19 protein-coding genes are annotated in these 26,920 nt (G+C 54.8%); 10 read left to right on the forward strand and 9 right to left on the reverse strand.

Translation table 11 applies throughout. The annotated features are described in order from the left end of the window. Positions 1 to 47 precede the first annotated feature (47 nt). From CZ787_RS03390 to CZ787_RS03405, 4 genes are all read right to left on the reverse strand, one after another. Positions 48 to 4,871, reverse strand: a complete 4,824-nt coding sequence (locus tag CZ787_RS03390) for an NAD-glutamate dehydrogenase (RefSeq protein ID WP_087106183.1) — start codon at positions 4,869 to 4,871, stop codon at positions 48 to 50. Positions 4,872 to 5,024: 153 nt separating this feature from the next. After that, positions 5,025 to 6,140, reverse strand: a complete 1,116-nt coding sequence (gene trmA / locus CZ787_RS03395; protein ID WP_087106185.1) for a tRNA (uridine(54)-C5)-methyltransferase TrmA — start codon at positions 6,138 to 6,140, stop codon at positions 5,025 to 5,027. Positions 6,141 to 6,220: 80 nt separating this feature from the next. Beyond that, positions 6,221 to 7,009 (reverse strand): glutamate racemase, encoded by a 789-nt coding sequence (gene murI, locus CZ787_RS03400; protein ID WP_087106451.1) that lies wholly within the window; start codon positions 7,007 to 7,009, stop codon positions 6,221 to 6,223. A gap of 113 nt (positions 7,010 to 7,122) precedes the next feature. After that, on the reverse strand, positions 7,123 to 7,668 hold the full coding sequence (locus tag CZ787_RS03405) for a hemerythrin domain-containing protein (protein ID WP_087106188.1): 546 nt from the start codon (positions 7,666 to 7,668) through the stop codon (positions 7,123 to 7,125). 304 nt (positions 7,669 to 7,972) lie between these two features. Between CZ787_RS03405 and CZ787_RS03410 the strand changes: the two genes are divergently transcribed. Further along, on the forward strand, positions 7,973 to 9,307 hold the full coding sequence (locus CZ787_RS03410; protein WP_087106190.1) for a replication-associated recombination protein A: 1,335 nt from the start codon (positions 7,973 to 7,975) through the stop codon (positions 9,305 to 9,307). 35 nt (positions 9,308 to 9,342) lie between these two features. Here CZ787_RS03410 and lolA read toward each other — a convergent pair whose 3' ends face one another. Together lolA and CZ787_RS03420 are read right to left on the reverse strand one after the other, a co-directional pair. Then, the gene (lolA, locus tag CZ787_RS03415; RefSeq protein WP_087106192.1) at positions 9,343 to 9,996 is read right to left on the reverse strand and encodes an outer membrane lipoprotein chaperone LolA; all 654 of its coding nucleotides are present in this window, start codon (positions 9,994 to 9,996) and stop codon (positions 9,343 to 9,345) included. 224 nt (positions 9,997 to 10,220) lie between these two features. After that, positions 10,221 to 13,490 (reverse strand): DNA translocase FtsK, encoded by a 3,270-nt coding sequence (locus CZ787_RS03420; RefSeq protein WP_087106194.1) that lies wholly within the window; start codon positions 13,488 to 13,490, stop codon positions 10,221 to 10,223. Positions 13,491 to 13,608: 118 nt separating this feature from the next. On the opposite strand from CZ787_RS03420, the gene aat reads away from it, so the two are divergent. The 3 genes from aat to infA all read left to right on the forward strand — a co-directional run bounded on the left by aat (position 13,609) and on the right by infA (position 15,490). Further along, entirely contained in the window at positions 13,609 to 14,349 is a 741-nt protein-coding gene (gene aat, locus CZ787_RS03425; protein WP_087106196.1) for a leucyl/phenylalanyl-tRNA--protein transferase, read from the forward strand. A gap of 40 nt (positions 14,350 to 14,389) precedes the next feature. Next, positions 14,390 to 15,124: an arginyltransferase gene (locus CZ787_RS03430; RefSeq protein ID WP_087106198.1), complete on the forward strand. Its 735-nt coding sequence runs from the start codon at positions 14,390 to 14,392 to the stop codon at positions 15,122 to 15,124. 147 nt (positions 15,125 to 15,271) lie between these two features. Then, positions 15,272 to 15,490 (forward strand): translation initiation factor IF-1, encoded by a 219-nt coding sequence (gene infA, locus CZ787_RS03435; RefSeq protein ID WP_007111068.1) that lies wholly within the window; start codon positions 15,272 to 15,274, stop codon positions 15,488 to 15,490. Positions 15,491 to 15,625: 135 nt separating this feature from the next. On the opposite strand, the gene clpA is transcribed toward infA, so the two are convergent. The 3 genes from clpA to CZ787_RS03450 all read right to left on the reverse strand — a co-directional run bounded on the left by clpA (position 15,626) and on the right by CZ787_RS03450 (position 20,897). Continuing rightward, the gene (clpA, locus tag CZ787_RS03440) at positions 15,626 to 17,902 is read right to left on the reverse strand and encodes an ATP-dependent Clp protease ATP-binding subunit ClpA (protein WP_087106200.1); all 2,277 of its coding nucleotides are present in this window, start codon (positions 17,900 to 17,902) and stop codon (positions 15,626 to 15,628) included. A gap of 139 nt (positions 17,903 to 18,041) precedes the next feature. Then, complete coding sequence (gene clpS, locus CZ787_RS03445) at positions 18,042 to 18,347, reverse strand: ATP-dependent Clp protease adapter ClpS (protein WP_087106453.1); 306 nt, start codon at positions 18,345 to 18,347, stop codon at positions 18,042 to 18,044. A 315-nt stretch (positions 18,348 to 18,662) separates the two neighbouring features. Beyond that, positions 18,663 to 20,897, reverse strand: coding sequence for an NADP-dependent isocitrate dehydrogenase (locus CZ787_RS03450; RefSeq protein ID WP_087106202.1), 2,235 nt, complete (start codon positions 20,895 to 20,897; stop codon positions 18,663 to 18,665). A gap of 231 nt (positions 20,898 to 21,128) precedes the next feature. Here CZ787_RS03450 and CZ787_RS03455 point away from each other — a divergent pair, with 231 nt between their 5' ends. From CZ787_RS03455 to CZ787_RS03480, 6 genes are all read left to right on the forward strand, one after another. Then, positions 21,129 to 21,740 carry a pseudouridine synthase gene (locus CZ787_RS03455; RefSeq protein WP_087106206.1) on the forward strand — a complete coding sequence of 204 codons (612 nt, stop codon included), beginning with the start codon at positions 21,129 to 21,131 and terminating at the stop codon, positions 21,738 to 21,740. After that, positions 21,737 to 22,192 carry an NUDIX domain-containing protein gene (locus CZ787_RS03460; RefSeq protein ID WP_087106208.1) on the forward strand — a complete coding sequence of 152 codons (456 nt, stop codon included), beginning with the start codon at positions 21,737 to 21,739 and terminating at the stop codon, positions 22,190 to 22,192. Before CZ787_RS03455 ends, CZ787_RS03460 begins: the two co-directional genes overlap by 4 nt. A 73-nt stretch (positions 22,193 to 22,265) precedes the next feature. Further along, on the forward strand, positions 22,266 to 23,423 hold the full coding sequence (gene mnmA / locus CZ787_RS03465; RefSeq protein ID WP_087106210.1) for a tRNA 2-thiouridine(34) synthase MnmA: 1,158 nt from the start codon (positions 22,266 to 22,268) through the stop codon (positions 23,421 to 23,423). Then, complete coding sequence (gene hflD, locus CZ787_RS03470) at positions 23,420 to 24,061, forward strand: high frequency lysogenization protein HflD (protein ID WP_087106212.1); 642 nt, start codon at positions 23,420 to 23,422, stop codon at positions 24,059 to 24,061. Before mnmA ends, hflD begins: the two co-directional genes overlap by 4 nt. 77 nt (positions 24,062 to 24,138) lie before the next feature. Then, positions 24,139 to 25,527: an adenylosuccinate lyase gene (gene purB / locus CZ787_RS03475; RefSeq protein WP_087106214.1), complete on the forward strand. Its 1,389-nt coding sequence runs from the start codon at positions 24,139 to 24,141 to the stop codon at positions 25,525 to 25,527. Positions 25,528 to 25,557: 30 nt separating this feature from the next. Beyond that, positions 25,558 to 26,739, forward strand: a complete 1,182-nt coding sequence (locus tag CZ787_RS03480) for a cupin domain-containing protein (RefSeq protein WP_087106216.1) — start codon at positions 25,558 to 25,560, stop codon at positions 26,737 to 26,739. Positions 26,740 to 26,920: the final 181 nt, after the last annotated feature.

The following is a 26,920-nucleotide window of genomic DNA, read 5'->3' on the forward strand; positions in this document are numbered from 1 at the left end:
TTACTTCTTACAACAAGTATGCGTTGTGTTAGCGAATGCTTACGCGCTTATACTTCACTATCGCTTTCTGCAAGGTCTACCAGTTCGCGTACGGCGACGGCAAACAGCGCAAATCCACCCTCACTACCGCCACGCACCTCATCAATCAAACGGCACCAGCGGTGGTGCAGGTCAGCATGCTGCTCAAGCCACTGGTCCACACGCTCCTGAGTATCGCGGCTACCGGCTTCCAACTTCAGTACGCTGGTAGTTAAGGCCAACTGCTGCCGGTCGATATCATCCCGGAACGTTTCCCGGGCCTGCACCTGCCATGCGTCACGCACTCCCAACTGCGTTACCTGCTGGCTCATCCAGGGAAGTTCCAAACGGCTGCCAATTTCGTAAAACACTTCGGCGACTCGCTGGGGCTTCTCATTGGTAACCCGTGCAGCCTGAATGATCCCCAACCCGGCATAGAGGCTAGGCGCGGCGGCAACGGTAGATGCCAGCGCTTCCGGCACGCCCGCGTCCTGCAGCTCATCCCGACGCTGGCGCCAGGCATCAAGCTCTTCGCCGCTTAACAGTTCGCCCATCTCTTCTTGCAGCTGCGCCAACCGAGGCGCGAAGTACTCAATGGTATCCTGAGTCGAAAGTCCCATGTGCTGGCGCAGGAACCAGCGTGTCGAGCGGCGGATCAGGCGCATCAGGTCCAGCATCATGGAGTGCTGCACGTCGCTGGGGATCTGGTTATCCAGGTCTTCAATCTGTGCCCAAAGTGACAGCAGGTTGAAACTATCCCGCGCAATGACATAGTTACGCGCAATATCTGCCCGTCCGGCGCCAGTGGAATCGCGCAACCGACGGACAAACACAACCCCCATGTGATCAACCAGATCATTCGCGACTTGCGTTGCCACAATTTCACGCTTCAGGCGGTGCTCATACATCTCGGTCTGGTAGCGCTCTGTCAGCACAGACGGGAACAGGCGCTCAAGATGGCGGTGGATATACGTATCATCGGGCACATCAGAGGTGATCAGGTCACCTTTTAGCGTGCTCTTGGCGTAGGAAATCAGTACCGAAAGCTCCGGCAAGCGCATACCCTGCTGATTGGCGGCACGCTCTTTTAAGGTCTCATCTGCAGGCAGGAACTCAAGCTCACGATCAATCTGCCCGGCAGACTCCAGCTCGCTGATAAAGCGGCGATACGGCCCGATGCCTTGGCAAGACAGTATTTCGGAGAGATCCAGCGCTTGGGCCTGACGGTAGTTATCAAGAATCACCAGGTCGGCAACTTCATCGGTCATTTCTGCCAGCAGGTCGTTACGCTGCTTGTCGGTCATGTCGCCGCGCTTCACCACATCATCGATCAATATTTTGATATTGACCTCGTGGTCAGAGCAGTTAACGCCACCTGCGTTATCAATAAAGTCAGTGTAAACGCGCACACCTTTGGCGGCAGCTTCCATCCGGCCACGTTGAGTCATCCCCAGGTTGCCGCCTTCGCCCACTACGCGGCAGTTAAGGTCTTCGCCATTAATGCGCAGCGCATCGTTAGCTTTATCGCCGACATCGGCATCGGTTTCATCCGAGCTTTTCACGTAGGTGCCGATACCGCCGTTCCAGACCAGGTCGACCTTTGACTGGAGCATGGCGCGAATCAATTCATTTGGCGACAGGCGCTCTTCCTGAATACCAAAGACCTGCTGCATTTCAGGAGTAATCGCGATGGACTTGGCACTGCGGTTAAAGATACCGCCACCCTGCGAAATCAGCTCGGCACTGTAATCTTCCCAGCTGGAGCGCGGCAGGTTAAACAGCCTTGTACGCTCGGCAAAGGCCGCCTCAGCATCAGGGCTGGGGTCGACGAAGATATGCAGATGGTTGAACGCACCCACCAGTTGAATCTTGTCGGAAAGCAGCATGCCGTTACCAAATACGTCGCCCGCCATATCACCAATACCGACGACACTAAACAGATCCCGCTGGGTATCTACGCCGAGGTTTTTAAAGTGACGTTTAACCGACTGCCAGGCACCGCGCGCGGTAATGCCCATTTTCTTATGGTCATATCCGTTCGCCCCGCCGGAGGCAAACGCATCCCCTAGCCAGTGGCCATACTCGATAGAGATTTCGTTGGCGATATCCGAGAATGTGGCCGTTCCTTTATCGGCGGCAACCACCATGTAGACATCGTCTTCGTCGTGGCGCACCACGTTTTTAGGCGGAACAACGTCGCTGCCATCCAGATTATCGGTCACATCTAACAGCGCACGGATAAAGGTTTTATAGCAAGCAATGCCTTCGTTCTGCTTCGTTTCGCGGTCAGCATTTTCAGGCATGCGCTTACATACAAAACCACCCTTGGCGCCCACCGGCACGATCACCGCGTTTTTGACCTGCTGCGCTTTTACCAGCCCCAACACTTCGGTACGGAAATCTTCATGGCGGTCAGACCAGCGCAAACCACCGCGGGCTACTTTGCCACCGCGCAGGTGGACACCTTCCACGCGTGGCGAGCAGACAAAAATCTCGAACATCGGCCGTGGCTTGGGCATTCCGGTGACTTTGGAAGGCTCAAGCTTAAAGGCGATGTAGTCTTTAAAGCGGCCGTCTTCAGCACGCTGGTAGTAGTTGGTGCGCAGTGTTGCCTGAATAAGCTCCATAAAACGACGTAACAGCTGGTCATCGTTTAGGCTGGCAACGGCTTCCAACTGCTCATTAAGCCGCGTGATGCACTCATCGGTATCGTGTGTGTCCAGCGCAGGATCAAAGCGCAGACGGAACATTTCCACCAGTAACTGAGTAATGGCCGGGTAGTTGGCCAAGGTCGCGGCAATGTAGTTTTGAGACATGCCAAAGCGGATTTGCTTGAGATAACGTGCGTATCCACGCAGCATGGCAACTTCGCGCCAATCCAGCCCTGCCGCAATAATCAGCCGGTTAAAGGCATCGTTATCCGCTTCGCCCGCCCAAATACGTTTAAACGCGTCACTGAAGGTTTCGCGCATTTCACCCAGGCTGACATCTTTATTGCTGTGCTCAAGCTCAAAGTCGTGAATCCAGTAATGCTGCTGCGGCGCATTAATGTCGTAGGGGCGCTCACCAATAACCCGAAGCCCCAGGTTCTCCATCATGGGCAACACATCCGATAGCGGGATTGGCGAACCACGATGAAAAAGCTTCAGGTTTACGCCACTGCCCTGCTCTTCCAGCGGCCGATAAAGCGACAGCGACAGCGCCTCACCGTTATCCAATGCCAGCAAGTGCTGTACATCGAATACTGCGGTGCGCGCATTGAAGTCTTCGCGATAGCTTGCCGAGAAGGCACTTTGGAACTTCTCCATCTGATGATTGGCGCGCTCTTCTCCAAAACCCTCAATCATCGCGGCCATCAGCTCATCACGCCAGCTGCGTGCCAAGCGGGCAACCTTGCTTTCCAGGCGCTTAAGGTCGTACTGGCTGGGTGCATCGCCGTTAAAGCGCAGAATCAATTGAATACGCGCCAGAACCGACTCTGACAAGTAGGTATTAAAATCGCCAAAATGCGCGTCAAGCTCGTCACACAGCAGGTTTTGAATGCGTTGACGCAGATCGGTTGAAAACACATCGCGAGGCACAAACACCAGGCACGAGTAGAACTTGCCGCTAACATCGGCACGGATAAACAGGCGTACCTGGCGGCGTTCCCGAATATCAAGAATGCCCAGCGCCGTATGCGCTAGTGAATCCGTACTGATCTGGAACAGGTCATCGCGAGGATAAACTTCCAGCACCTGTAGAAGCTGCTTACCGTTATGCCCTTGGGGATTAAACCCGGCGACATCCGAGACAGCTTTTAGTTTACGGCGCAGCAGCGGAATATTGCGCGGCGACTCGTTGTACACCGTCGAGGTGAACAGGCCAAAGAAGCGACGCTCGCCAATCACATTACCGTCGTCGTCATAGCGGTCAACGGTAATGTAGTCCGGGTAGGTCGGGCGATGTACCCGCGAATGATGAGCGCTTTTGGCAAACGTGAGCAGTTGAGGAACCAGCTCATAATTGCCGTGCTCGTCAATGCCCTCTTCGGCACGAATGCGCTCATCGTAGCGCGGATCATCCAGGCGGAAGACCCCAAGTAAGCTATTCGGGTCGCGCTGCAGCTCATCGCCTTCCAACAGGTATTCGTCATACCCCAGGAAGGTGAAATTATCCTTAACCAGCCACTCTAAAAAGGCGATGGCCTCTTCATGATCGTCCGGGTCGATTTGCGGGGGGCAGTTCTTTTCAAGTTCCTGGATCGCGGCGGTGATCTGGCGGGTAATCGCATGGTAGTCATCAACCGCGGTACGTACATCACGCAGTACTTGATAGAGCTTTTTCTCGATATTCGACAGCGCGTCAGGATCAGTATGACGATCAACCTCGATAACGATGAGCGACTCACGCGCCTCAGGGGCGTTGGCATCACGAGGTGAGGCCAGCGTTTGCAGCTGATTCTGCTCATTGCGGGCCACAGCAAACACGGTATTTTGGATCGCATGGACGGTAAGCCCTTGGCGATTCAGTTCAATTCGTATCGAGTCGACCAAAAAAGGCATGTCTTCATGCAGTACCGCCACAAATGTATGCGTCGACTGCCAGCCATGCTCTTCAAAGTCAGGGTTGAAAACGCGCACTTTAGGGCGCTTCGCATCGTGGTGCTGTAGAAACTGCCAAATGGATAGTGTGGCGCCGTACAGATCGTCCAAACGGCGATCAACAAGATCCTCTAACGGCACGCTCGCGTAAAAACGTCGTGCAAACGTCTCTATCGCCGTTGCTCGCTCCGGTTCCAGCCGCGCTTCCAAGCGCTCAAATAGCTGCTTCAAAAGGTCTTGCCGACTCTCTTCACTCGCAACGTATTGCATCCATCACCTCGACTGCCGGGGCCACACTTGGCCAAAAAACGTGGAACGATAGGCCTTTAGGCCAATATAACGACTAGCTTACGCCACCCAGGATCATCACTCTATCCATCTGACATGTTCTTCATGGTGTATACCTCTTTCGCATTATGCGCCCTATTGACCATTCTTGCGCCGCGTGAGCCATACGCCACATTCACAATGGTCGGTGAATGGAAACTGGTCAAATAGGGCAAAGCGTTCTATCTGGTGCGTTTTGGTGAGCAGCGCCAGATTCTCGGCAAGTGTTGCCGGGTTGCATGAAATATAGACGATCTGATCGTATTCACTGATTTGCTGACAGCTCTGCGCATCCAACCCAGCGCGGGGCGGGTCAACCAACACCGTGGAGAAGCGATATTCGTCCAATGCCATTTCAGCCACGCGCCGCCCGCCTTTTTCGCCTTTAAGCGCCAGCGCAAACTCTTCGGCTGACATACGGGCTACATGGGCATTGGTGACTTTGTTGGCTTCAAGGTTGACGTTAGCGCTGGCGACCGACGTGCGCGAAATTTCAGTGGCCAGTACGCGCCGAAAATTATCAGCCAAGGCAATAGTGAAGTTACCGTTGCCACAGTAAAGCTCGACCAGGTCTTCATCCTGACGTCCGGCAGTCACTTCCCGCGCCCAGCTCAGCATCGTTTGGCAGATATGTGCATTTGGCTGGGTAAAGCTGTTTTCGACCTGCTGATAGTCAAGCGGGCGCCCATCAACCGTTAAACGCTCCCACACGTGGTCACGGGTAAGCACCAGGCGCTGCTTGCGTGAGCGCCCAATGATCATAATGCCAAGCTCAGCTTCCAAGGCGCGTGCTTCTTGCTCCCAAGCGTCACCTAGCGGGCGGTGGTAAATCAGCGTTACCAGCGCCTCGCCTGACAGCGTGGTGAGAAACTCCACCTGAAATAGGCGCCGACGCAGTTCGTCACTGGCCAGAAACGCCTCGCGCAGACGCGGCATTAGCGCATTGATGGACTCGCTTGCAACGTCAAACTGATCAAGCCGCACGACCTGCTTGTTTTTAGGATCGGCTGGGTCAACCTCAAACATGGCGTAGTAAAGATCATCGCCTTCATGCCAGATACGAAACTCACAGCGCTGGCGATAGTGACTGGGCGGTGAGGCAAAGACCTCAAGTGCGGGCGGATTAAACACCGCAAAGGTGCTTTCCAGGTAAGCACGCTTCTCGGCAAGCTGCTCGTCATAACGTTCGGGTTGTATCACGGGGATAGCCAAGTCGGCGCCTCTTTTTTCATAAACGGTATTAATATCGATGCTAATAACAGTCGTGTCAGCTCAGGCTGAAAATACGCGCCCTAAGCGCTTAACGCCAACCGGCCAGGAACAGAAAATCCAAACTGCGCAAAACCTGGGCTTAGCCCATCGGCAGAAGCAGTGGTAAAAAATCGGCCATCTTGCCCTTTTTTTAACGGCGGCGCGATTTGGCCTACGCGCCGAGCGATAGCATCACCGGAGTCAATCCAATTCACGGGTGTGGGGGCGAGTGCTTCAAGCCAAGGTTTTAACAGGGGGAAATGCGTACAGCCCAGCACAACGGTATCCACTGACGGCTGAGTACTCGACGTTTGCCAAAGAGGCGCCAGGGCTTGCTGAAGCCGTTGGCGGTCAGGCTGGCCGCCGCCAAGTAGCCCCTCGGCTTCCAGCACCAGCGCATCGGCGGCTACCCGGGTGATGAGGCAGTCGCTGGCAAAGTTTTCAATCAACTTTTGCGTGTAGGGCCTACCTACAGTAGCGCGAGTAGCCAACAGACCAATATGGCGCGTTTGGCTAATGGCGGCGGCGGGTTTAATGGCGGGCACCGTGCCGACCACAGGGATCGTCAAAGCGTTGCGCAAACCATCCAGCGCGAGTGTGCTGGCCGTATTGCAGGCAACGACCAGCACGCTTGGCTGGCAGGCCTGAACGGCGGCCTGGCAAACCGACACGATACGAGCAGAAAGCGTTACGTCATCACGCAGCCCATAAGGCATCCACGCGTTATCGCAGGCGTAGCACATCGCCGTATCAGGATAATACTGACGCAGTGACCGGGCGACCGAAAGCCCACCCACGCCGGAGTCAAAAATCAGCACGGGGCCAGCCATTACTGCCCCTTTGCCGTTTGCTTTGATAAGCACACCTGCTTCTCCATCAGCCGCTCATTCACGGGGCGCTAGTTTAACACGCCCCGCTGGCAGCCAAAGGAACGCTCTGCTGATTAGATCGCGGGTATGTCCGCGCCGCGTAGTTCAGCGTAAAGCTCTGGGTAATCCTGTTGCAGGCGCTCAAGCTCCTGCTCAGCGCCTTCTGGCAGCGCGTGCAGCAGCTCTTGCATATCTTCCTCACTAAAATATTGATCAATAAGAGGGAAAAGACCTTCTCGCTCCTGGCGTAGATACGCCCTATGCGCCTCAAGGTAAGCTTTTAAATCCTCGGCAAAACGATCCATCGGCAAGATGTTGTCCATCAGAATCGTATCGATGTTGTCGGACAAAAGTTGAAGGCGCGGCTTGAGCTCAAGATAATCGCTGGTCATTTTCTCCATTAATTCCAGATGCTCGGGCGCTTGGGTTTCCAAACGATCAACGCATATACGCTCTAACGGTGCCGCGAAACCTTCCATGTAAGACAAAATGTAATCCACGACTTCACGCATCAGCTGAAAATTGGGTCGTTCACCCTGAGCCAGGGTCTTTTGTTTAAGCTGCAAGACATGAAGTATTCGTGCCATGTTGGCATGATCTAGACGCAGTTGGTTTAACATCGTGCCGTCTCCTTTGTGGTGTCATGCCTGCCGCCTTAACCCTGAAGTGGCGTTGGGCACGCAATCATAAGCGGGTATTACTACACTACGCCTATGGGCGATGGCTAAGCGCTATCGTCAAGAAGGTACCGCTACGTATTATAATTAGATATCACCATGCGCTTAAGGCGCCACCCTGACAAGCATATCGTTTGTATCAGTTTTTATGGGAGCTATGCAAAAGGTAGTCGGGCAATACGCCATTTGCCATACGCACTTATGATTACCTCGTTACTCAATGTCTCAATTTACAACGGAAGTATACATGGATCTTTTCGACTCTCAGCGTGCAACACCCAGCGATGACGCGCCGTTGGCGTATCGGATGCGCCCGCAGACGCTTGATGACTACGTCGGGCAGCAGGCGCTGGTGGGTCAAGGCAAGCCGCTTCGTCTCATGGCCGAAGCAGGCCTGGTACGCTCAATGATTTTGTGGGGGCCTCCAGGTGTTGGCAAAACAACACTGGCCGAGCTACTCGCGCGCGCATCCAGCGCACATCTGGAGCATTTAAGCGCGGTGATGGCAGGCGTCAAAGAGATACGCGCCGTGGTTGAGCGCGCCCAGCAGCATGCCTCTCCAGTTATTTTGTTTCTGGATGAAATCCATCGCTTAAACAAGAGCCAGCAGGATGCCTTGCTGCCTCACGTAGAGTCGGGGCTGCTAACCCTGATTGGCGCCACCACGGAGAACCCCTCCTTCGAGGTCAACTCTGCCCTGCTATCTCGCGCTCGAGTTTACGTTTTGAAAGCACTCTCGCAAGAGGAGTTGATAGCCGTCATGCGCCAAGCGCTGACTGACGAGCAGCGCGGCCTTGGCAAACGTACGATTGTCGTGGAGGACGATGTGCTTGCTGCCCTGGCGCACGCAAGTGCGGGCGATGCCCGGCGCGCGTTGGGACTTTTAGAAACCGCCTGTGACTTTACCCAGCCAGAGCATGGCCAAGAGGTGCTTCACATGTCGGTATTGGCAGACGTTGTCGGCCATCAGGCAAGCGCATTTGATAAGCAGGGCGACGCTTATTACGACCTGCTCTCGGCGATTCATAAATCCATACGCTCTTCACGCCCTGACGCAGCGCTACTTTATATGGCGCGCTTTATTCAGGGCGGTGGTGATCCTTTGGATGTTGTTCGCAGGCTTAGCGCCATTGCGTCAGAAGATGTTGGTAATGCCGACCCACGTGCGCTTCCGCTGGTGATTGCTGCCTGGGACGCCTACCTTCGCCTGGGGGACTACGAAGGCCAGCGTGCCATTGCCCATGCAGCCATCCATTTGGCCGTGGCGCCCAAAAGTAACCGAATTGACCGCGCCTGGAGCGCTGCAAAACAGTACGCGCGTCAGCAGCCCCAAATAGAGGTACCCACTTATTTACGCAATGCGCCCACCAGGCTTATGGAGCAGCTAGGCCATGGCGAAGGCTACCGCTACGCGCATAACGAGCCTGATGGCTATCCCGCTGGTAGCGCTCACGACTGCTGGCCAGAGGATTTGCCCAAAGCACGCTTTTTTGAGCCTAGCCAGTTTGGCCAGGAAAAGCGCTTCGGCGAGATAATGGCATGGCGGGAAAATCGTGACCAGGAAGCAGATCAGGCGCCCTAAGGCGCCTGATCATTCACGGGTAAACCGCCGACGTTTTAGAGCTCTTCACGAATAACGTCGGTGCCTTCCGGAATTTCGAAGTTAAACAGGCCACGGTCAATAGACCCATTCTGGGTGATATCGCTAAACCGAATAAGCGTTTTTTGACCAGTACTGTCCATCATCCAAAGCTCGGTGAGCGTGTCATTGTCAAACACCATGCTCAACTCTTCAAACAGCGTGTCTGCCGAGCTTGGGATCAGCGTGAACACATCTTCACCGCTCTCCTGCTCATAAACCACATCATAACTTGCCGTCAGGTCACTGATACTGCCAGAGAGCAGAAGCGCAGGCGTGTGCGTTACGCGGTCATCCATCGGCTGAACCGTTACCTGCTCAAGGTCCGGATCGTAGAGATAAACATCGTTGCCATCGGACACGACGACCTGTGTATAAGGCGCTTCGACTTCCCAACGCAACATACCTGGGCGTGAGAGCCACATTTCGCCACGCGCACTTTGCAATCGCTGGCCACTACCATCAAGAATCTGCTGCTCAAAGGTCGCCTGATAGCTTTCCAGGGGTTCCAGGCGCTCGGTTAAACGCTCAGCGGCATCATTGGCCCATGCAGCGGGGGTAGCAAACGTCAATCCAAGAGCGGCCGCTGCCAATGACAAGGGTGAAGAAAGCAGTGTTTGCGTGTCGCGCATAGTGTTCTCCCTGGGCATACGTTGTCGGGTTGAATAGACATACGCTGCCGGATTGAAGCTGATAAAAGTAGTACAGATGAACCAGTACAGATAAACCAGTGCTGAGGACTTTCAACAACGTCCATGTGGTTTTTCAGACGCGAAACGCGCCACGGGGTTTCATCCGCGGCGCGACTTTCACGCTTCTTGCATGATTACTAAATGCAGGATTACTAATTGCGGCATTAATGCCCCACCGGCGGTGGCGCCAATACTTCGCGGGCGCCGTTACTGCCCATAGCAGAAACGATCTGTGCCGCCTCCATGGCATCGACCAAGCGCGCGGCTCGGTTGTAACCAATCTTGAAGCGCCGCTGTACCGCAGAAATCGAGGCTTTTTTGGTTTCGGTCACAAACTGAACCGCTTCATCATAAAGTGCGTCCTGTTCAGCATCGTCGCCGTCACTGCCTTCGGCCTCAAGCCCCGTTAGCGCATCAGCCGAGACGCCGCCCGACAAAATTTCCTCAATATATTCAGGGGTGCCGCGGCGCTTCCAATCCTCTACCACACGGTGTACTTCGTCATCATCAACAAACGCGCCATGCACTCGATTAGGCGGACCGGAGCCCGCAGGCAAATACAGCATGTCGCCATGACCCAACAGGCTTTCAGCGCCGCCCTGGTCCAAAATCGTACGAGAATCGATCCGTGAAGAGACCTGAAATGCCATGCGCGAAGGAATATTCGCCTTGATCAAGCCCGTTACCACGTCCACCGAGGGGCGCTGGGTGGCCAGGATCAGGTGAATACCGGCTGCCCGCGCTTTTTGCGCCAGGCGCGCAATCAGCTCTTCCACCTTTTTGCCGACGATCATAAACATGTCGGCAAATTCGTCGATGACCACCACGATATAGGGCAGCTTCTCAAGCACTGGTGGCGTTTGGTGCATTTCCCAGGGTTGCGGCTCCCAAAGCGGGTCGGCTACCTGGGCACCTGCGCGCTCGGCTTCATCCAATCGGCCGTTAAAGCCGGCAATATTACGAACGCCCATGGCGGCCATCAGCTTATAGCGGCGCTCCATTTCAGCGACACACCAACGCAGGCTGTTAGCGGCCTCTTTCATATCGGTCACGACCGGCGCCAACAGATGCGGAATACCGTCGTAGACCGAAAGCTCCAGCATTTTAGGGTCCACCATGATGAGTTTGAGCTCATCTGGCGTGGCCTTCAGCAGCATCGAAATCAGCATTGCGTTAACGCCTACTGATTTACCTGAACCGGTGGTGCCCGCCACCAACAGGTGGGGCATCTTGCCGAGGTTGGCAATCACGGGCCCGCCACCGATATCCTGGCCAAGCGCCATGGTCAGCGGCGAGGTTTCCTGCTGATAGCGCTCGGAGTCGATGACTTCACGCAGGCGAATCATTGCCCGGTGCGGGTTGGGAATTTCGATCCCAACGGTAGGACGTCCTGGAATCACCTCAACCACGCGCACGCTTTTTACCATTAGCGAGCGGGCCAGGTCTTTGGAAAGATTACTGATTTTGGACGCTTTCACCCCTGCCGCCGGCTTGATTTCAAATCGCGTGATGACGGGGCCTGGCCATGTATCGACTACTTCTGCTTTTACACCATATTCACGCAGCCGCACTTCCAGCAGCTCTGCCATATTGGCCAGCTGTTCGTCTGTGTAGTTCGGCTGATGTGGCTCAGCAGGCGTTAGCAGTTGAAGACTTGGCACATCGCCTTCCGGCTCTGGAAACGTCTCAAAGGCAGGCCGCTGATTTTGGAGGTGCTCAACGGTCCAGAGCGTTGGCCCGCTGTCAGCTTCATTGACCACGTTATCCGCAGAGAAGGTCGGCTCATGGCGTGCGGCACTGGCTGGCAAAGGCGTAGGGCTGAGCAAAGGCTCATCTTCATCCTCTTCCCATACCGGCTCAGGAACGACTTCAGGCACTCGTTCTTGGCGCGTCACGGGATTCACCGAAGGCGTAGCGGTAAGTGAAGGCTCACTTTGAGGCGCCACCTCAGGCTGATCAAACGCGCTTAGCCTGGGTTCGCCTAGCTTAGACTCAGGGCGCAGCGGCGTGTCTTTCTGAACCGCCTGCTCTTTCTCATTCCAGCCATCGTACTGCCACTCTTCCGTTTTCGAGCCCTCTGTTTTCGAGTCCTCTGTTTTCAAGCCCTGTTCACTGCCCCGCTCATCATCTTGCGCGCTGCCCTGCTCATCGTCTCTCGCTTCGTCGGCGTCCTCTTCTTGGCGAAAGAAGTGTGAGGCAGCGGGCACTGCGGTATCGTCTTCACGAGAAGCGCGTAACGACATCGGCGATTCAGGCGTTGATGATTCAACGGCTGGAGCAGCATCGTTGTGAGGCGCTGGTTCAGGGATGATCTCAGGTTCAAGCGCTTTGGATAGCCCAGAAGTGCGATCAGCGTTGATCGATACTGATTCATCACTCTCCGCCGTTGCTGGGCTCACCGCCTCAGGCGTTGGCGTTTGCGCGGGTTCTGGTGCGGCTTTTGGCTGCGGTATAGAGTCAGGCTCAGTGGCCGTTACCACCGCAGGCTTGGTCTGTGTTTCGGCAGCCGTCGTTGCCGCTGAAAAAGCGCTCGCTGCCCAAGGGATCGACGTATCGTTTGTGGTCGCCGCAGGCGTTTCTTGCGCGGCAGACGGCGCCGAGAACTCGGGCTCGCGACGTTCACGATGTGTATCGCGGCTGGTTTTGGCTTTAGGTGCTCGTGGAGGCTCTTCCGCTTTTGGAACAGGCTTTAAAGAGGCGCGCAGCGCAGCGCGCTCGCGGCGTTTCTCACGACTTTTCTCTCGGCGGACACTCAACCAGCCACCAATACGGCATAAGCGGCGACCTACTTCATCCGCCACCTGCAGCCAGGACGTACCGCTAAACAGCGGGAAGCCTATCAGTATCAAGGCCGCAGCGATTAGTCCCACACCACCACTGCCGACCAGTGGTTTGAGGGTATTGACTAACCCTTCCCCCAAAATACCGCCGGAGGCATAGGGTAAAATACTGGCAGGGTGATAAAAGTGCAGCGCACCCAGCATGGTCGTGCCAAACATAAGCAGCACCAGACCACCGGCATGCACGGCAACCGCCACGGGGTCGAGCTCAAAGCGTACCTGGCGCGAGCGCATTAGCCACCATGCGGAAAAGCCAAACATGCCAGGCCACCACAGAGCACTTGCCCCCAGAAGCGAATACTGTACATCCGCAAGCCAAGCGCCGACCGGCCCCATCCAATTACGAACATCCGATTCAGGCCCCTGGTAAGACCAACCTGGATCTTCTGGGTGATAACTAAACAGTGCTAATAATAAAAAAACGCACAGCGCCAGCAGTACCACTACTACGCCTTCACGCACCGAGCCTTGCAAGCGCAGACCGAACCGGCGAGCTTTATCTTTCGCGGCTTTAACCCGCGTAGAAGAGGCCGAAGATGGTGCTTGACGCGAATTACGCTGCGTTCGCTTGTCTACCGCCTTATTCACTTTCAAGCGATTCTCCCTTTACACCTCAATGGTGTCTTTAATCCACTTGCGAGTTTGCATCATACCGAGCATCCTTGCGCCGTCACAGAGCTTCTCATCAAGTGCTCAGTAACAGGAGCAAGTAATGCTACCTTGGCTTTCTTCGCCATACCCAACATTTCCGCCTACCCGCATTGCCATGGACTCGCCCAATGGGCTACTGGCAGCAGGTGGTGAGCTTTCTCCATGCTGGTTGGTGGAAGCGTACCGGCACGGTATTTTCCCATGGTACAGCGATGACGACCCCATTTTATGGTGGAGCCCCGATCCGCGCATGGTACTACGTCCTGAACAGTTCAAGCTGCGGCGTAGCTTAGCAAAACGACTGCGCAATGGGGGCTTTGACGTCACCGTTAATCAACAATTTGAACATGTCATTAATGCCTGTGCTGCGCCACGCGATGAAGACGCAGGTACCTGGATCACCGTTGATATGTACAATGCCTACGTAGCGCTTCACCGTCTAGGGATTGCACACAGTATCGAGGTCCATCACGCCGGCCAATTGGTAGGCGGTCTTTATGGTTTAGCGATGGGACCGGTATTTTTCGGCGAATCGATGTTTTCGAGCATTGCCGATGCCTCTAAAGTGGCCCTTGCTCACTTGGCGGGCGCTATGCAGGCACATGGCGGCAAGTTGATTGATTGCCAAATGCACACACCGCACCTTGCAAGCATGGGTGCGACAACAGTCGCCCGAGAGACGTTCATCAACTATCTTGAACAGTGGTTGCCCGAAGCGGCGTTTAATGTGTCATCACATGAGGCATTGTCAGTGCCTGCATCACCTTGGCTCGAAGCGATATCGCGCTATAACACCCCGTGATGCTGGCCGGGTTGGGTTAATTTATCAAGGAGGGCAAGCTTTGAGTAGTAATACTCCGCGTCGACCGGTGCGGGATCTGCGCTTCTTCCTTACCGTGCCTCATGCCTGTAGCTATTTACCCGGCAAAGAAGCGACAACGCTTTTTCTTGACCCGCAAGAGTCTCCCGTTCGGGGCGTATATGACTCGCTTGCGCTACTCGGGTTTCGGCGCAGCGGTCGGCATCTCTACCGGCCCCACTGTGAAAACTGTAATGCCTGCCAGTCCGTGCGTATTCCTGTTGAGCCCTTTGCGCCTAACCGCTCCCAGCGCAAGGTATGGCGACGTAACGCAGATATCACCACCCGCGTCGTTCCTGCACGCTATGAGGCGCGACACTATGAGCTCTATGCACACTATATTCGCCATCGCCATGCCGATGGTGACATGTACCCACCCAATCGTGAACAGTACCGCACGTTTTTAACCCTAGAGGAGCCGTATGCCTACCTGCTGGAGCTGTATGCAGGCTCGGAGCTAGTGGCCGTATCGGCATTTGATCAGCTAGAGCATGGTCTTTCGGCCATTTACACGTTTTTTGGCGTTGGCGATGCTCTAGACAGGCGCTCGTTAGGCACACTTGCTATCCTTCAGCTCATTGCGCTGACGCGTGAAAAAGGCCTGCCCCACCTGTATTTAGGGTACTGGATCGAAGAGTGTCGTAAAATGCGCTACAAGCAGGATTTTTCTCCCATTGAAGTACTGGATGGGCGTTATTGGCGGCCTTTAATTCGCTAAAGCGAGCAAATTAAGCCAGCTTTTTTGCCTTGACGACGGGCTTACGGCACAATATAGCGCTGTTTCTTAAGTGCCAGCCCTTTGGCCCTTAAAACCTGAAACGGTTTTGGTTTGCTAACTACGTTAAATAAGTGAGGATCTGCCTATATGGCACGCGAAGATCATATTGAAATGGAAGGTGTTATCGTTGATACCCTTCCCAACACCATGTTCCGTGTTGAGCTTGAGAACGGTCACGTTGTAACCGCTCATATCTCCGGCAAAATGCGTAAAAACTATATCCGCATTCTGACGGGCGATAAAGTGAAAGTGGAACTAACGCCGTACGATCTTTCCAAAGGCCGCATTGTCTACCGTTCGCGCTAAGCCTTTATAACGCCTTTTCAGCCAGCACGCAGTACGGCGCCGTTACCTGTATACGACAACGCCCCGTCGAAGACAGGGCGCTGTGCATTACGGTATGATTAGGCGCTACACATTAAGGCGATCTTAGCGCCCTTTTCAGGGCGCATCCGCCATCTCAGTCTCGGTGGAGAGATGCAGTTCCCCCTCCTCCAGACTGACATGCACAATACCGCCATTATCGGCCAACTCGCCAAACAGAATCATTTCGGCAAGCGGCTTTTTCAGCTTCTCTTGAATCAAGCGCGCCATGGGGCGAGCACCCATATCCGGATCGTAGCCTTTCTCGGCCAACCAATCCCGAGCTGCATCATCAACCTCGAGCTGTACACGCTTCTCGTCCAGCTGCGCCTGCAGCTCAATCAAGAACTTGTCGGCCACGTTACGCACAACAGACGTCGGTAACGCATGGAACTGAATGATACCGTCCAAGCGGTTACGGAACTCCGGCGAGAACGTACGGCGGATGACTTCCATCGCATCGGTTGAGTGATCCTGGCTTTGGAAACCGATAGAGCGACGCGAGGCCTGCTCAGCACCTGCGTTAGACGTCATGATGACAATAACATGGCGGAAGTCGGCTTCACGTCCGTTGTTATCGGTCAGGCGGCCATGATCCATTACCTGCAGCAGCAGGTTAAAGACTTCAGGGTGCGCTTTCTCAATCTCATCCAACAACAGTACGCAGTGCGGCTGTTTGGTCACTGCTTCGGTTAAAAGCCCGCCCTGGTCATACCCGACATAGCCGGGAGGCGCACCGATCAAGCGCGATACGGTGTGACGCTCCATGTACTCCGACATATCAAAGCGCACAAGCTCGATACCCATGATATGGGCAAGCTGCTTGGCCACTTCGGTTTTACCTACACCCGTCGGCCCAGCAAACAGGAAGCTACCTACCGGCTTATCGGGGGATTTAAGCCCTGCACGCGAAAGCTTGATAGCGGCAGAGAGCGTATCAATGGCTTCGTCCTGACCGAACACCAGCATTTTCAGGTCTCGATCGAGCTTCTCAAGCAGCTTGCGGTCCGAGCTTGAAACGCTCTTCGGCGGGATACGCGCAATAGAGGCCACAATGGCTTCCACTTGCTCTACGTCAATGGTGTTTTTGCGCACTTCAGGTGGCAATAGCCGCTGGTGAGCGCCCGCCTCGTCAATGACGTCAATGGCCTTATCCGGCAAATGACGGTCGTTGATGTAACGATCGGCCAAGCGTGCCGCGCTTTCCAGCGCACCATCGGTGTACTTAAGCTCATGGTGCTCTTCAAAGCGTGAGCGCAGGCCTTTAAGAATTTTGATCGTATCGTCAACCGAGGGCGCGAGTACGTCGACTTTCTGGAAGCGACGCGCCAATGCACGATCTTTTTCAAAAATACCGCGAAATTCCTGGAACGTCGTGGAGCCAATGCAGCGCAGCTCGCCCGAGGAAAGCAACGGCTTCAGCAAGTTAGAGGCATCCATTACGCCACCGGACGCGGCGCCCGCACCGATAATCGTATGAATTTCATCGATAAACAGTACAGCATTGGGCTGCTTGCGCAGCTCGCTCAACAGGCTTTTCAAACGCTTTTCAAAATCGCCGCGGTACTTGGTTCCGGCAAGCAGCGCGCCCATATCCAGCGAATAAACCACGGCGTCTGCAATAACGTCTGGAACATCTTCTTCAACGATACGTTTGGCAAGGCCTTCGGCCACAGCAGTCTTGCCCACGCCAGCCTCACCCACTAGCAGCGGGTTGTTTTTACGCCGACGCGCCAGAATCTGTACAACGCGCTCAAGCTCGTGGTCGCGGCCAATTAACGGGTCAATTTTTCCCAGCCGGGCTTGCTCGTTCAGGTTAGTGGCATATCCCGTCAGCGGATGTGCACCACCTTCACTTGTGCCTTCTTCAACGTCCTCACCCTCTTGCGGTGATGATGACTGCGCTTGGCCATGGCCTGCTACTTTGGAAATGCCGTGGGCGATGTAGTTAACCGCATCGACACGGGCAACGCTTTGCTGCTTGAGGAAATAGACCGCTTGGCTTTCCTGCTCAGAAAAAATGGCCACCAATACATTGGCGCCGGTAACTTCGCTTTTGCCTGACGACTGAACATGGAAAACCGCCCGCTGTAGCACACGCTGAAAACCAAGCGTTGGCTGCGTTTCACGGTCCCCACTGCCTTCGGGAATAAGCGGTGTGGTTGAATTAATAAAATCCTGCAGATCGGACCGCAGCTTGTCGAGGTTTGCCCCACACGCTTTTAAGACATCAACTGCTGAGGCATTATCCAGCAACGCTAACAGTAGGTGCTCAACGGTCATGAACTCGTGGCGCTTTGAGCGTGCCACGGTAAAAGCCGTGTTCAGGGTCAGTTCAAGTTCTTTGCTCAGCATGGCAGTCCCCTTTTCGCTACTACCTAGGGCATTTCGCCACCTAGGACTTGCGTCGGATCAATTTAGTCGACCGGCACTTTCAACATCGGGTACAAATGGCAGGGTTGCAAGCCTCACCAACAAATTTTTATCAACCCTTTCAATTTGCGGCTTCAATATCACTCATTAACGGGTGTTCGCACTCACGTGCATACTCATTAACCTGATGACATTTGGTCTCTGCAATGTCTCGCGTAAAGACACCACAGGTCGCTTTTCCTTGGGTATGCACCGCCAGCATCGTTTGCACCGCTTTTTCGCTATCCATACTGAAAAATTCTTGCAGCACTTCAATAACAAAATCCATGGGCGTGTAGTCGTCGTTATGCAGCACGACCTTGTATAGAGGCGGTTGCGCTAAAGCGGGCTCAGCAGACTGAGTCGCTACATCCCCATCATCAGGCATTTCGGGCCGCGTCATGCCAGCCATCGCATATGACATTGCGATTACATCAACCGTCGTCATACCGAACATTGTCATATCAAACATTGGAATAGACATAGATCGCACTGTTGGTTCTCTCAAGACGCATAAAACGACCTAGTCGGAACGACTCCACCTTTGCAGCCGCAAGGGTAACCCGTCAAAGACTATGACGCTTAAGTTCTACAAGGGTTCACATGGCATCCAAAATATCATACTTCAAAAGTCAAAAACCCCCGTTCTTTATTGGAACGAGGGTTTCGCTTTCACGCCCCCATTAACGAGGGCATTTTGGCCTTAACCTTTTGCCACCACGGCTAACGCATCGTTCAGCGTTTTGCTCGGACGCATGGCTTGGCTTGCCAGCTCACCGTTCGGACGGAAATAGCCCTGAATATCAACGGCTTTTCCTTGAACATCGTTAAGTTCTGCAACGATGGTTTGCTCATTGGCTTCCAGCTTCTCGGCCAACTTAGCAAACAGTGCTTTCAGTTCAGCATCGTCATTCTGAGCGGCCAGCGCTTCTGCCCAATAAAGCGCCAGGTAGAAGTGGCTACCACGGTTATCAAGCTCACCTACCTTACGTGAAGGCGACTTGTTGCTATCCAGGAACTTGCCGTTGGCTTCATCAAGCGTTTTCGCCAGCACGGTGGCACGTGCGTTGCCGAAGGTGCTGCCCAGGTGCTCAAGCGATGCCGCCAGCGCAAGGAATTCGCCCAGTGAGTCCCAACGCAGGTGATTCTCTTCCAGGAACTGCTGAACGTGCTTGGGAGCACTACCGCCCGCGCCAGTTTCAAACAGACCACCACCATTCATCAGCGGAACGATAGACAGCATCTTCGCACTGGTGCCCAGCTCCATGATCGGGAACAGGTCGGTCAGGTAGTCGCGCAGCACGTTGCCGGTGACAGAAATGGTGTCTTCGCCTTTGCGGATACGCTCAAGCGATACGGCCATGGCATCAACCGGCGCCAGGATACGAATATCCAGGCCGTTGGTATCGTGATCCTTAAGGTACGCTTCTACCTTTTTGATCAGCTGTGCATCGTGGGCACGATTAGCATCCAACCAGAAAATAGCCGGAATGCCGCTTTCGCGCGCACGCGTCACCGCAAGCTTCACCCAATCCTGAATCGGTGCGTCTTTGGCCTGGCACATACGCCAGATATCGCCTGCTTCAACGTCATGACTAAACAGCGTATTGCCGTTTTCATCGGTAACCACTACGGTGCCGTCGGCAGCGATCTGGAAGGTTTTGTCGTGGGAGCCGTACTCTTCGGCTTTTTGCGCCATCAGGCCCACGTTAGGCACGCTACCCATGGTGGTCGGGTCAAACGCACCGTGCTTTTTGCAATCTTCGATCACCGCTTGGTAGATAGTGGCATAGCAACGATCAGGAATGACGGCTTTCGTATCATGCAACTGGTCGTCAGCGCCCCACATCTTGCCGGAATCACGAATCATCGCCGGCATGGAGGCGTCAATGATCACATCAGAAGGTACGTGAAGATTGGTAATGCCCTTGTGGGAGTTCACCATTGCCATCGGCGGACGCTCTTTATAAAGCGCTTCGATATCACCTTTGATAGCGTCTTGCTGGTCACTTGGCAGCGACTCAATGGCACTGTAGAGATCGCCAATACCGCTATTAGGGTTAAAGCCAGCTGACTTCAGCGCATCGGCGTGCTTTTCAAGTGCGGCTTTGTAGAACTCTTCAACCACGATGCCAAACATGATCGGGTCGGAAACCTTCATCATGGTGGCTTTCAGGTGGAGCGAGAACAGCACGTTGCGCACTTTGGCATCGTTGATTTCGCTGTCGATAAAACTGCGCAGGCGGCGGCTGCTCATGGTGGCCGCGTCAATCACTTCGCCTTCAAGAACGGCCAGGCCTTCTTTCAAGACCGTTTTAGTGCCATCTTTTTGCTGCAGTTCGATCTTGAGCTTGCCCGCTTTTTCCATGACGGCGGATTGCTCGCTGCCGTAGAAGTCGCCTTCGCTCATGTGAGCCACGTGAGACTGAGAGTCGCTGCTCCACTCGCCCATGCGATGCGGGTACTTGCGCGCGTAGTTCTTGACCGACTTCGGCGCACGGCGGTCAGAGTTACCTTCACGCAGCACCGGGTTTACCGCACTACCTTTGGCCTTGTCGTAAGCCGCCTTGATAGCTTTTTCTTCGTCGTTTTTAGGCTCCTCCGGGTACTCCGGCAGCGGGTAGCCTTGGCCTTGAAGCTCTTTGATCGTGGCTTTCAGCTGCGGGCCAGAGGCGCTGATATTGGGCAGCTTAATAATATTGGCTTCAGGCGTAGTCGCTAACTTGCCAAGTTCTGCCAGGTCATCACTAACGCGCTGCTCGTCGTTAAGCAGGTCAGGGAACTGGGCCAGAACACGTGCCGCCAATGAAATGTCGCGTGTCTCGACTTCAATCCCGGCCGGGTCTGTAAAAGCATCGATAATCGGTAACAGGGAATATGTCGCGAGCGCAGGGGCTTCGTCGGTAAGCGTATAAATGATCTTCGGCGTTTGGGACATTTTTGCGTTAACCTCTTTTCTCTGTCGCTTTAGTTATAAAATCCTAAGCTACGCGGCTCATTCGACGATAGACCGTGCCGCGAAGCGCGCTGAGCAGCTCAATCTGGCTGCCTTGATATCACTTCGGTGGTGTTGACGACGACTCCAGCGGTCACGCAGGAGTATACCAGCGCTGCACTTTAACCGCATGAGAGATTGTCGACAAATCCGGTGCACGATGTAAGAGACTTTATGAGCAGCCTATATTTACTCCACAAACCCTACCGCATGCTCTCCCAATTTACCGATAACGAAGGGCGAGCCACCCTGGCTAATGTTATTGACGTGTCCGATATTTATGCGGCTGGACGACTTGATTATGACTCTGAAGGTCTCCTGTTACTCAGTGATGACGGCGCGCTCATCCATCGAATTGCGCACCCTCGCCACAAGCAACCCAAAACCTATTGGGTACAGCTTGAAGGCCAGATCGACGACGCCGCGCTTAATGCGTTGCAGGCCGGGATTACGCTGAAGGATGGCCCTACCCGCCCTGCCAAAGCCCGATTAATAGCGCCACCGGCACTTGCCCCCCGCGAACCGGCCATCGACCCCAAGCGCCACCCCTCCACTAGCTGGTTGGAACTGACCATTAGCGAGGGCCGTAACCGCCAGGTACGCCGGATGACCGCCCACGTTGGGTTTCCCACGCTGCGCTTGATTCGTGCCTCGATAGGCGCCTGGCAGTTGGGTGATTTACAGCCTGGTGAATGGCGCAAGGAAACCCTGCATGCCCCAAGAAAGGCGCCAGGCCCCCAGCGCTCGGGAAAACCGCCTACCTCGCGCCAGCGAAAGCCCTCATGAGCGCTACTCGAAGCAGTGCCATTCACAGTACGGCCGCCTGTGTTATTCAACGTCACGACCGCTTTTTACTGGTTGAAGAAGCCAAGGGCGGTCCAAATACCGTTTTTAACCAACCGGCGGGACATATTGAGTTGGGCGAAGGCCCTATGGCGGCAATAGTACGGGAAGTGCAAGAAGAGACAGCCTGGCAGGTGACGCTTACGGGCTATTTGGGGCTGTATGTTTTTCACGCAAAGAATGGCCAGACCTTTCACAGCCACGGGTTTCTTGCCGAGCCGCTTAAGCAGCTAGACACCCCGCTGGACCGTGACATTGTGGCGACCCACTGGCTAACGTTTGACGAAATTCGCGCATTAAAAGACGAAAACCGCTTAAGAAGCCCCTTGGTACTCAAACGCATTGAGGACGCTATCTGCGAACGCTGCTATCCATTAAGCGTCATTCAAGAGTGAAGCACTCGAAGCACCAACCCCCCATCGTGTATAATCACCGCCCAATTGCATATCACTTCAACCGAGGATGCCAATGACATCCACCAATGGCTCGCCCACTACCGAGGCGCCCGCCGCAGGCAAAGTAATTGTCGGCATGTCGGGTGGCGTCGATTCGTCTGTCTCCGCTCTTATCCTGCAGCAGCAGGGTTACGAGGTGGAAGGCCTATTCATGAAGAACTGGGACGAAGACGACGGCACTGAATACTGCACGGCAAAGGAAGACCTTGCCGATGCCGAAGCAGTATGTGCCAAGCTGGGCATCAAGCTGCATACGGCCAACTTTGCCGCCGAGTACTGGGATAACGTGTTTGAGCACTTCCTGGAAGAGTACAAGGCCGGGCGTACGCCCAACCCCGACATTCTGTGTAACCGAGAGATCAAGTTTAAGGTATTTCTTGAATACGCCGAGATGCTGGGTGCCGAGAAGATTGCCACCGGTCACTATGTGCGTGAAGGACGGGTCCGCCAAGGCACTAGCGGTGTTCGCCCGCGCCTGCTCAAAGGACTGGACGGCAATAAGGACCAGAGCTACTTCCTGCACGCGGTGCCCGAAGCGGCCATTGCCCGCACGCTATTCCCGGTAGGCGAGCTGGAAAAACCCGCCGTTCGTGCGCTTGCCGAAGCGCACGACCTGATCACTGCCAAGAAGAAAGACTCCACGGGTATCTGCTTTATCGGCGAACGGCGCTTCCGTGATTTTTTACAGCAGTATCTACCCGCGCAACCCGGCAAGATTGAGACGCCTGAAGGCGATGTAATTGGCGACCACATGGGGCTGATGTACTACACCCTGGGGCAGCGCCAAGGGCTGGGGATTGGCGGGCTGGCCAACTACTCCGAAGACCCATGGTACGTAGCGACAAAAGATTTAGAGCGTAACGTACTGGTCGTGGTACAAGGCAAGCAGCATCCGCTGCTTTTTTCGGATACGTTGGCCACCGAGGCCATGGACTGGGTCGCAGGCGAACCACCCGCGGCGTCAGGCCGGTTTACCGCCAAAACCCGCTACCGGCAGAGCGACTGCCCCTGCGAAATGCGCACGTTGCCCGATGGCGGCGTTGAAGTGACGTTCGATGACCCGCAGTGGGCGGTGACGCCCGGCCAATCGTTGGTACTTTACGATGGCGATATCTGCTTGGGCGGCGGCGTTATTCGCGCGACCTGGAATGCCACGGAGACTGCCGCATGAGCACCCCCACTCCCATTCACCGGGCGCCTGACTCACCCGCTATACGCCAGGCGCTTGCCCTGGCCGGAGTGTTTCAAGCGGCCAGCCTGGTGGATGAGCTAGCGCGCACCGGCCAAGTGGATACCCGCTCCTGGGACACGCTGATTGAAGCGACCGTGGATACCAACCCCGAAAGCTTTGAAGCGATCTATGGTGGCCATCCCAACAACCTGCGCCGTGGCCTTGAAACGCTTGAGGCGCTGGTAGGCCGTAAGCAGGCCAATCCGGTAGTGCTGCGCTACGGTTTTACGATTTTACTGGTCATGAATAAGCTGCGCACCAACAACGACATGATGGATTCTCTGGGCCAGCACCTTACCCGCATTCAGGGTCAGGCCGAACACTTTAGCGCTACCCATGAAAACGTCATCTCAAGCCTCGGCGAAGCTTACAAGGAGACGGTTTCCACGTTTAAAACGCGCATTGTAGTGCAGGGTGACCCCTCATTACTGCAAAGCCGTATGATGCCGGAACGCGTGCGTGCCTGCTTATTGTCAGGCATTCGGTTTGGGCTCTTATGGCATCAGCAGGGTGGACGCCGCTGGAAGTTGATTTTTCAGCGCAAAGCTCTGCGCCGTGCGCTGGATAGCCTCGGTTAACGCTTTTAAATGGCGGATCTTGCGCCTCTTTACTTTTTCCCGACTCACCTGTTCTTGAACTACTTGGAAACGATGCCATGCAACTCTCCGCTTTGACTGCTCTCTCTCCTGTTGACGGTCGCTACAGCGCCAAAGCGTCCGCGCTGCGCGAACACTTCAGTGAATTTGGCCTGATACGCGCCCGCGTAATTGTGGAAGTACGCTGGTTGCAGCGCATGGCGGAGCACAATCAAATCGTTGAAGTACCGCCTCTTTCCGCCGAGGCGACCGCCTTTCTTGAGCAGTTAGTGGGTGAGTTTTCGATTGCTGATGCCGAACGTATCAAAGAGATTGAGCGGACGACCAATCATGATGTGAAAGCCGTCGAGTACTTCCTGAAAGAGAAAATTGCTGGCAACGCCGAATTGAACGCAGTGACCGAGTTCATTCACTTTGCGTGCACCTCGGAAGACATCAACAACCTTTCTTACGGTGTAATGCTGGCCGATGGCCTTAAAGCGCTGCTGCCTACCATGCACGAAGTAGCCGATGAAGTGGCCAAGCTGGCGATTACCCACGCTGCTCAGCCAATGCTCTCGCGCACCCACGGCCAAACGGCAAGCCCCACCACGCTTGGCAAAGAGATGGCTAATGTGGCCTACCGCTTAAAGCGCCAGCTCAAGCAGATCGAGCGCGTTGAGATTTTGGGTAAAATTAACGGCGCCGTTGGCAACTACAACGCTCACCTGACGACCTACCCCGACATCGATTGGGAAGCAAATGCGCGCACCTTCGTCGAAGGGCTGGGGCTAAGCTTCAACCCCTACACGACGCAAATTGAGCCTCACGACTATATTGCCGAGCTGTTCGATGCGGTATGTCGTTTCAACACCATTTTGATCGACTTTGATCGTGACGTCTGGGGCTATATTTCGCTGGGGTACTTCAAGCAGCGCACGGTTGAAGGCGAAATCGGCTCATCCACGATGCCGCACAAGGTTAACCCTATCGACTTTGAAAACTCGGAAGGCAATCTCGGCCTGGCGAACGCAGTACTTGCTCACCTGTCGCAAAAACTGCCCATTTCCCGCTGGCAACGCGACTTGACCGACTCTACCGTGCTGCGCAATTTAGGGGTAGGTTTGGCGTATGGCCTGATTGGCTATCACGCCAGCTTAAAAGGCATCAGCAAACTGGAAGCCAACCCTGAGCGCCTAGCCGCCGACCTGGATAACAGCTGGGAAGTGCTGGCCGAGCCGATTCAAACTGTTATGCGCCGCTACGGTATTGAAAAACCCTACGAAAAACTTAAAGAGCTGACACGTGGCAAGCGTATTGATCAGGCAGGCTTTGCCGCCTTCATCGATACCCTTGAGCTGCCAGACGACGTTAAAGCAGCGCTAAAAGAGCTTTCCCCGGCAAGCTATATTGGTAATGCACAAGCGCAAGCTGAAGCACTTACTCAACGCCTGGGCAGCTTGTCATAAGCGCTGCGGCCACTCAATTAGGATACCGCCATGAGCCAACACGATAAGCCACTTACCCTGCTGGGCGATTTAACGCCCGAGGACTTCCTGGCCAACTACTGGCAACAGAAGCCGCTGCTGATTCGTGGCGCTATACCTGACTTTCTAAGCCCGATTGATCCTGATGAACTGGCGGGCCTTGCTTGTGAACCGGGTGTAGAAGCGCGCCTGGTAGAAGAAAAAGGCCCCGACAGTGCCTGGCAGGTTTCTCATGGCCCGCTTGATGAAGCTACGTTTGAGCGCCTGCCTGAAGGCCACTGGAGCCTGTTAGTACAGGCGGTTGACCACTATGTACCGTCGGTTGCTGCGCTGATGGATGAGTTCGACTTTCTGCCACGCTGGCGGTTAGACGATATTATGATCAGCTATGCACCGCCGGGTGGCAGCGTCGGCCCGCATATCGACCAGTACGATGTCTTTTTACTACAAGCCAGCGGTCACCGTCGTTGGCAGCTAGGGGGTAAGCAATCCGATGATGCCCCGATTATTCAGGGCATTGACCTGCGTATTCTAGAAACCTTTGAGGTTGAACCAGACTCAGACTGGACATTGGCACCAGGCGATATGCTTTATCTTCCACCAGGTTGGGCGCATCACGGCGTCAGCCAGACCGATGACTGCATGACGATTTCGGTAGGCTTTCGCGCACCGTCTGCCGATGAGTCCATTACCTCTTACGCGGATTACCTGGGCGAGCAGTTGCCTGCTTCAAAGCGCTACAGCGATGCAGGCATGGCGCCCGCAAGCCAGGCCGGTGAGCTGGATGATGCGGCTATCGAGCGCATGCGCCAGTTTATGCTCTCGACGCTGGACAACCCTGAGCAAATGGCGCAGTGGTTTGGCCGCGTGATGACGCAACCCAAATACATGGATCAGGTCGCCCCGCTGGAGTCGCCGTTGGATGAAGCAGCGCTGGTAGCGCACCTGCAAGCGGGTGAACCGCTTTTTGCAATGCCCGGTTCACGCTTTGCCTGGCGTAGCGATTCGCGCGGTACCACGCTGTTTGTCGATGGCGATGGCCATTCCTGCTCTGAAGCGCTTGCCAAGCGCCTGTCAGAATCGGCTCCCTTCTATGAAGACGTTCTTGAGCTTGACGGTGCGGCGGCGTTACTTACCCAGTTGGTTAACACTGGCAGCATGGGCTTCATGGATGAAGAGGAGGGCGAAGAGTAGATCCAGCACCTACCCAACGCCTCTCAATATTGAGTGCTAAACGCCATCTTCGGGTGGCGTTTTTTTATGGGCCAGTTACACACCTGACGAAAAACGACTACACAAACACACCATTTAGTTAACCCTCTGTCGTCAAGTTACAACCCCGTCTGCCTCCAAGTGTCAATTGTTGAATCCCTCC

This window comes from Halomonas citrativorans (assembly GCF_900163645.1).
GTDB classification, from domain to species: Bacteria; Pseudomonadota; Gammaproteobacteria; order Pseudomonadales; family Halomonadaceae; genus Vreelandella; species Vreelandella citrativorans.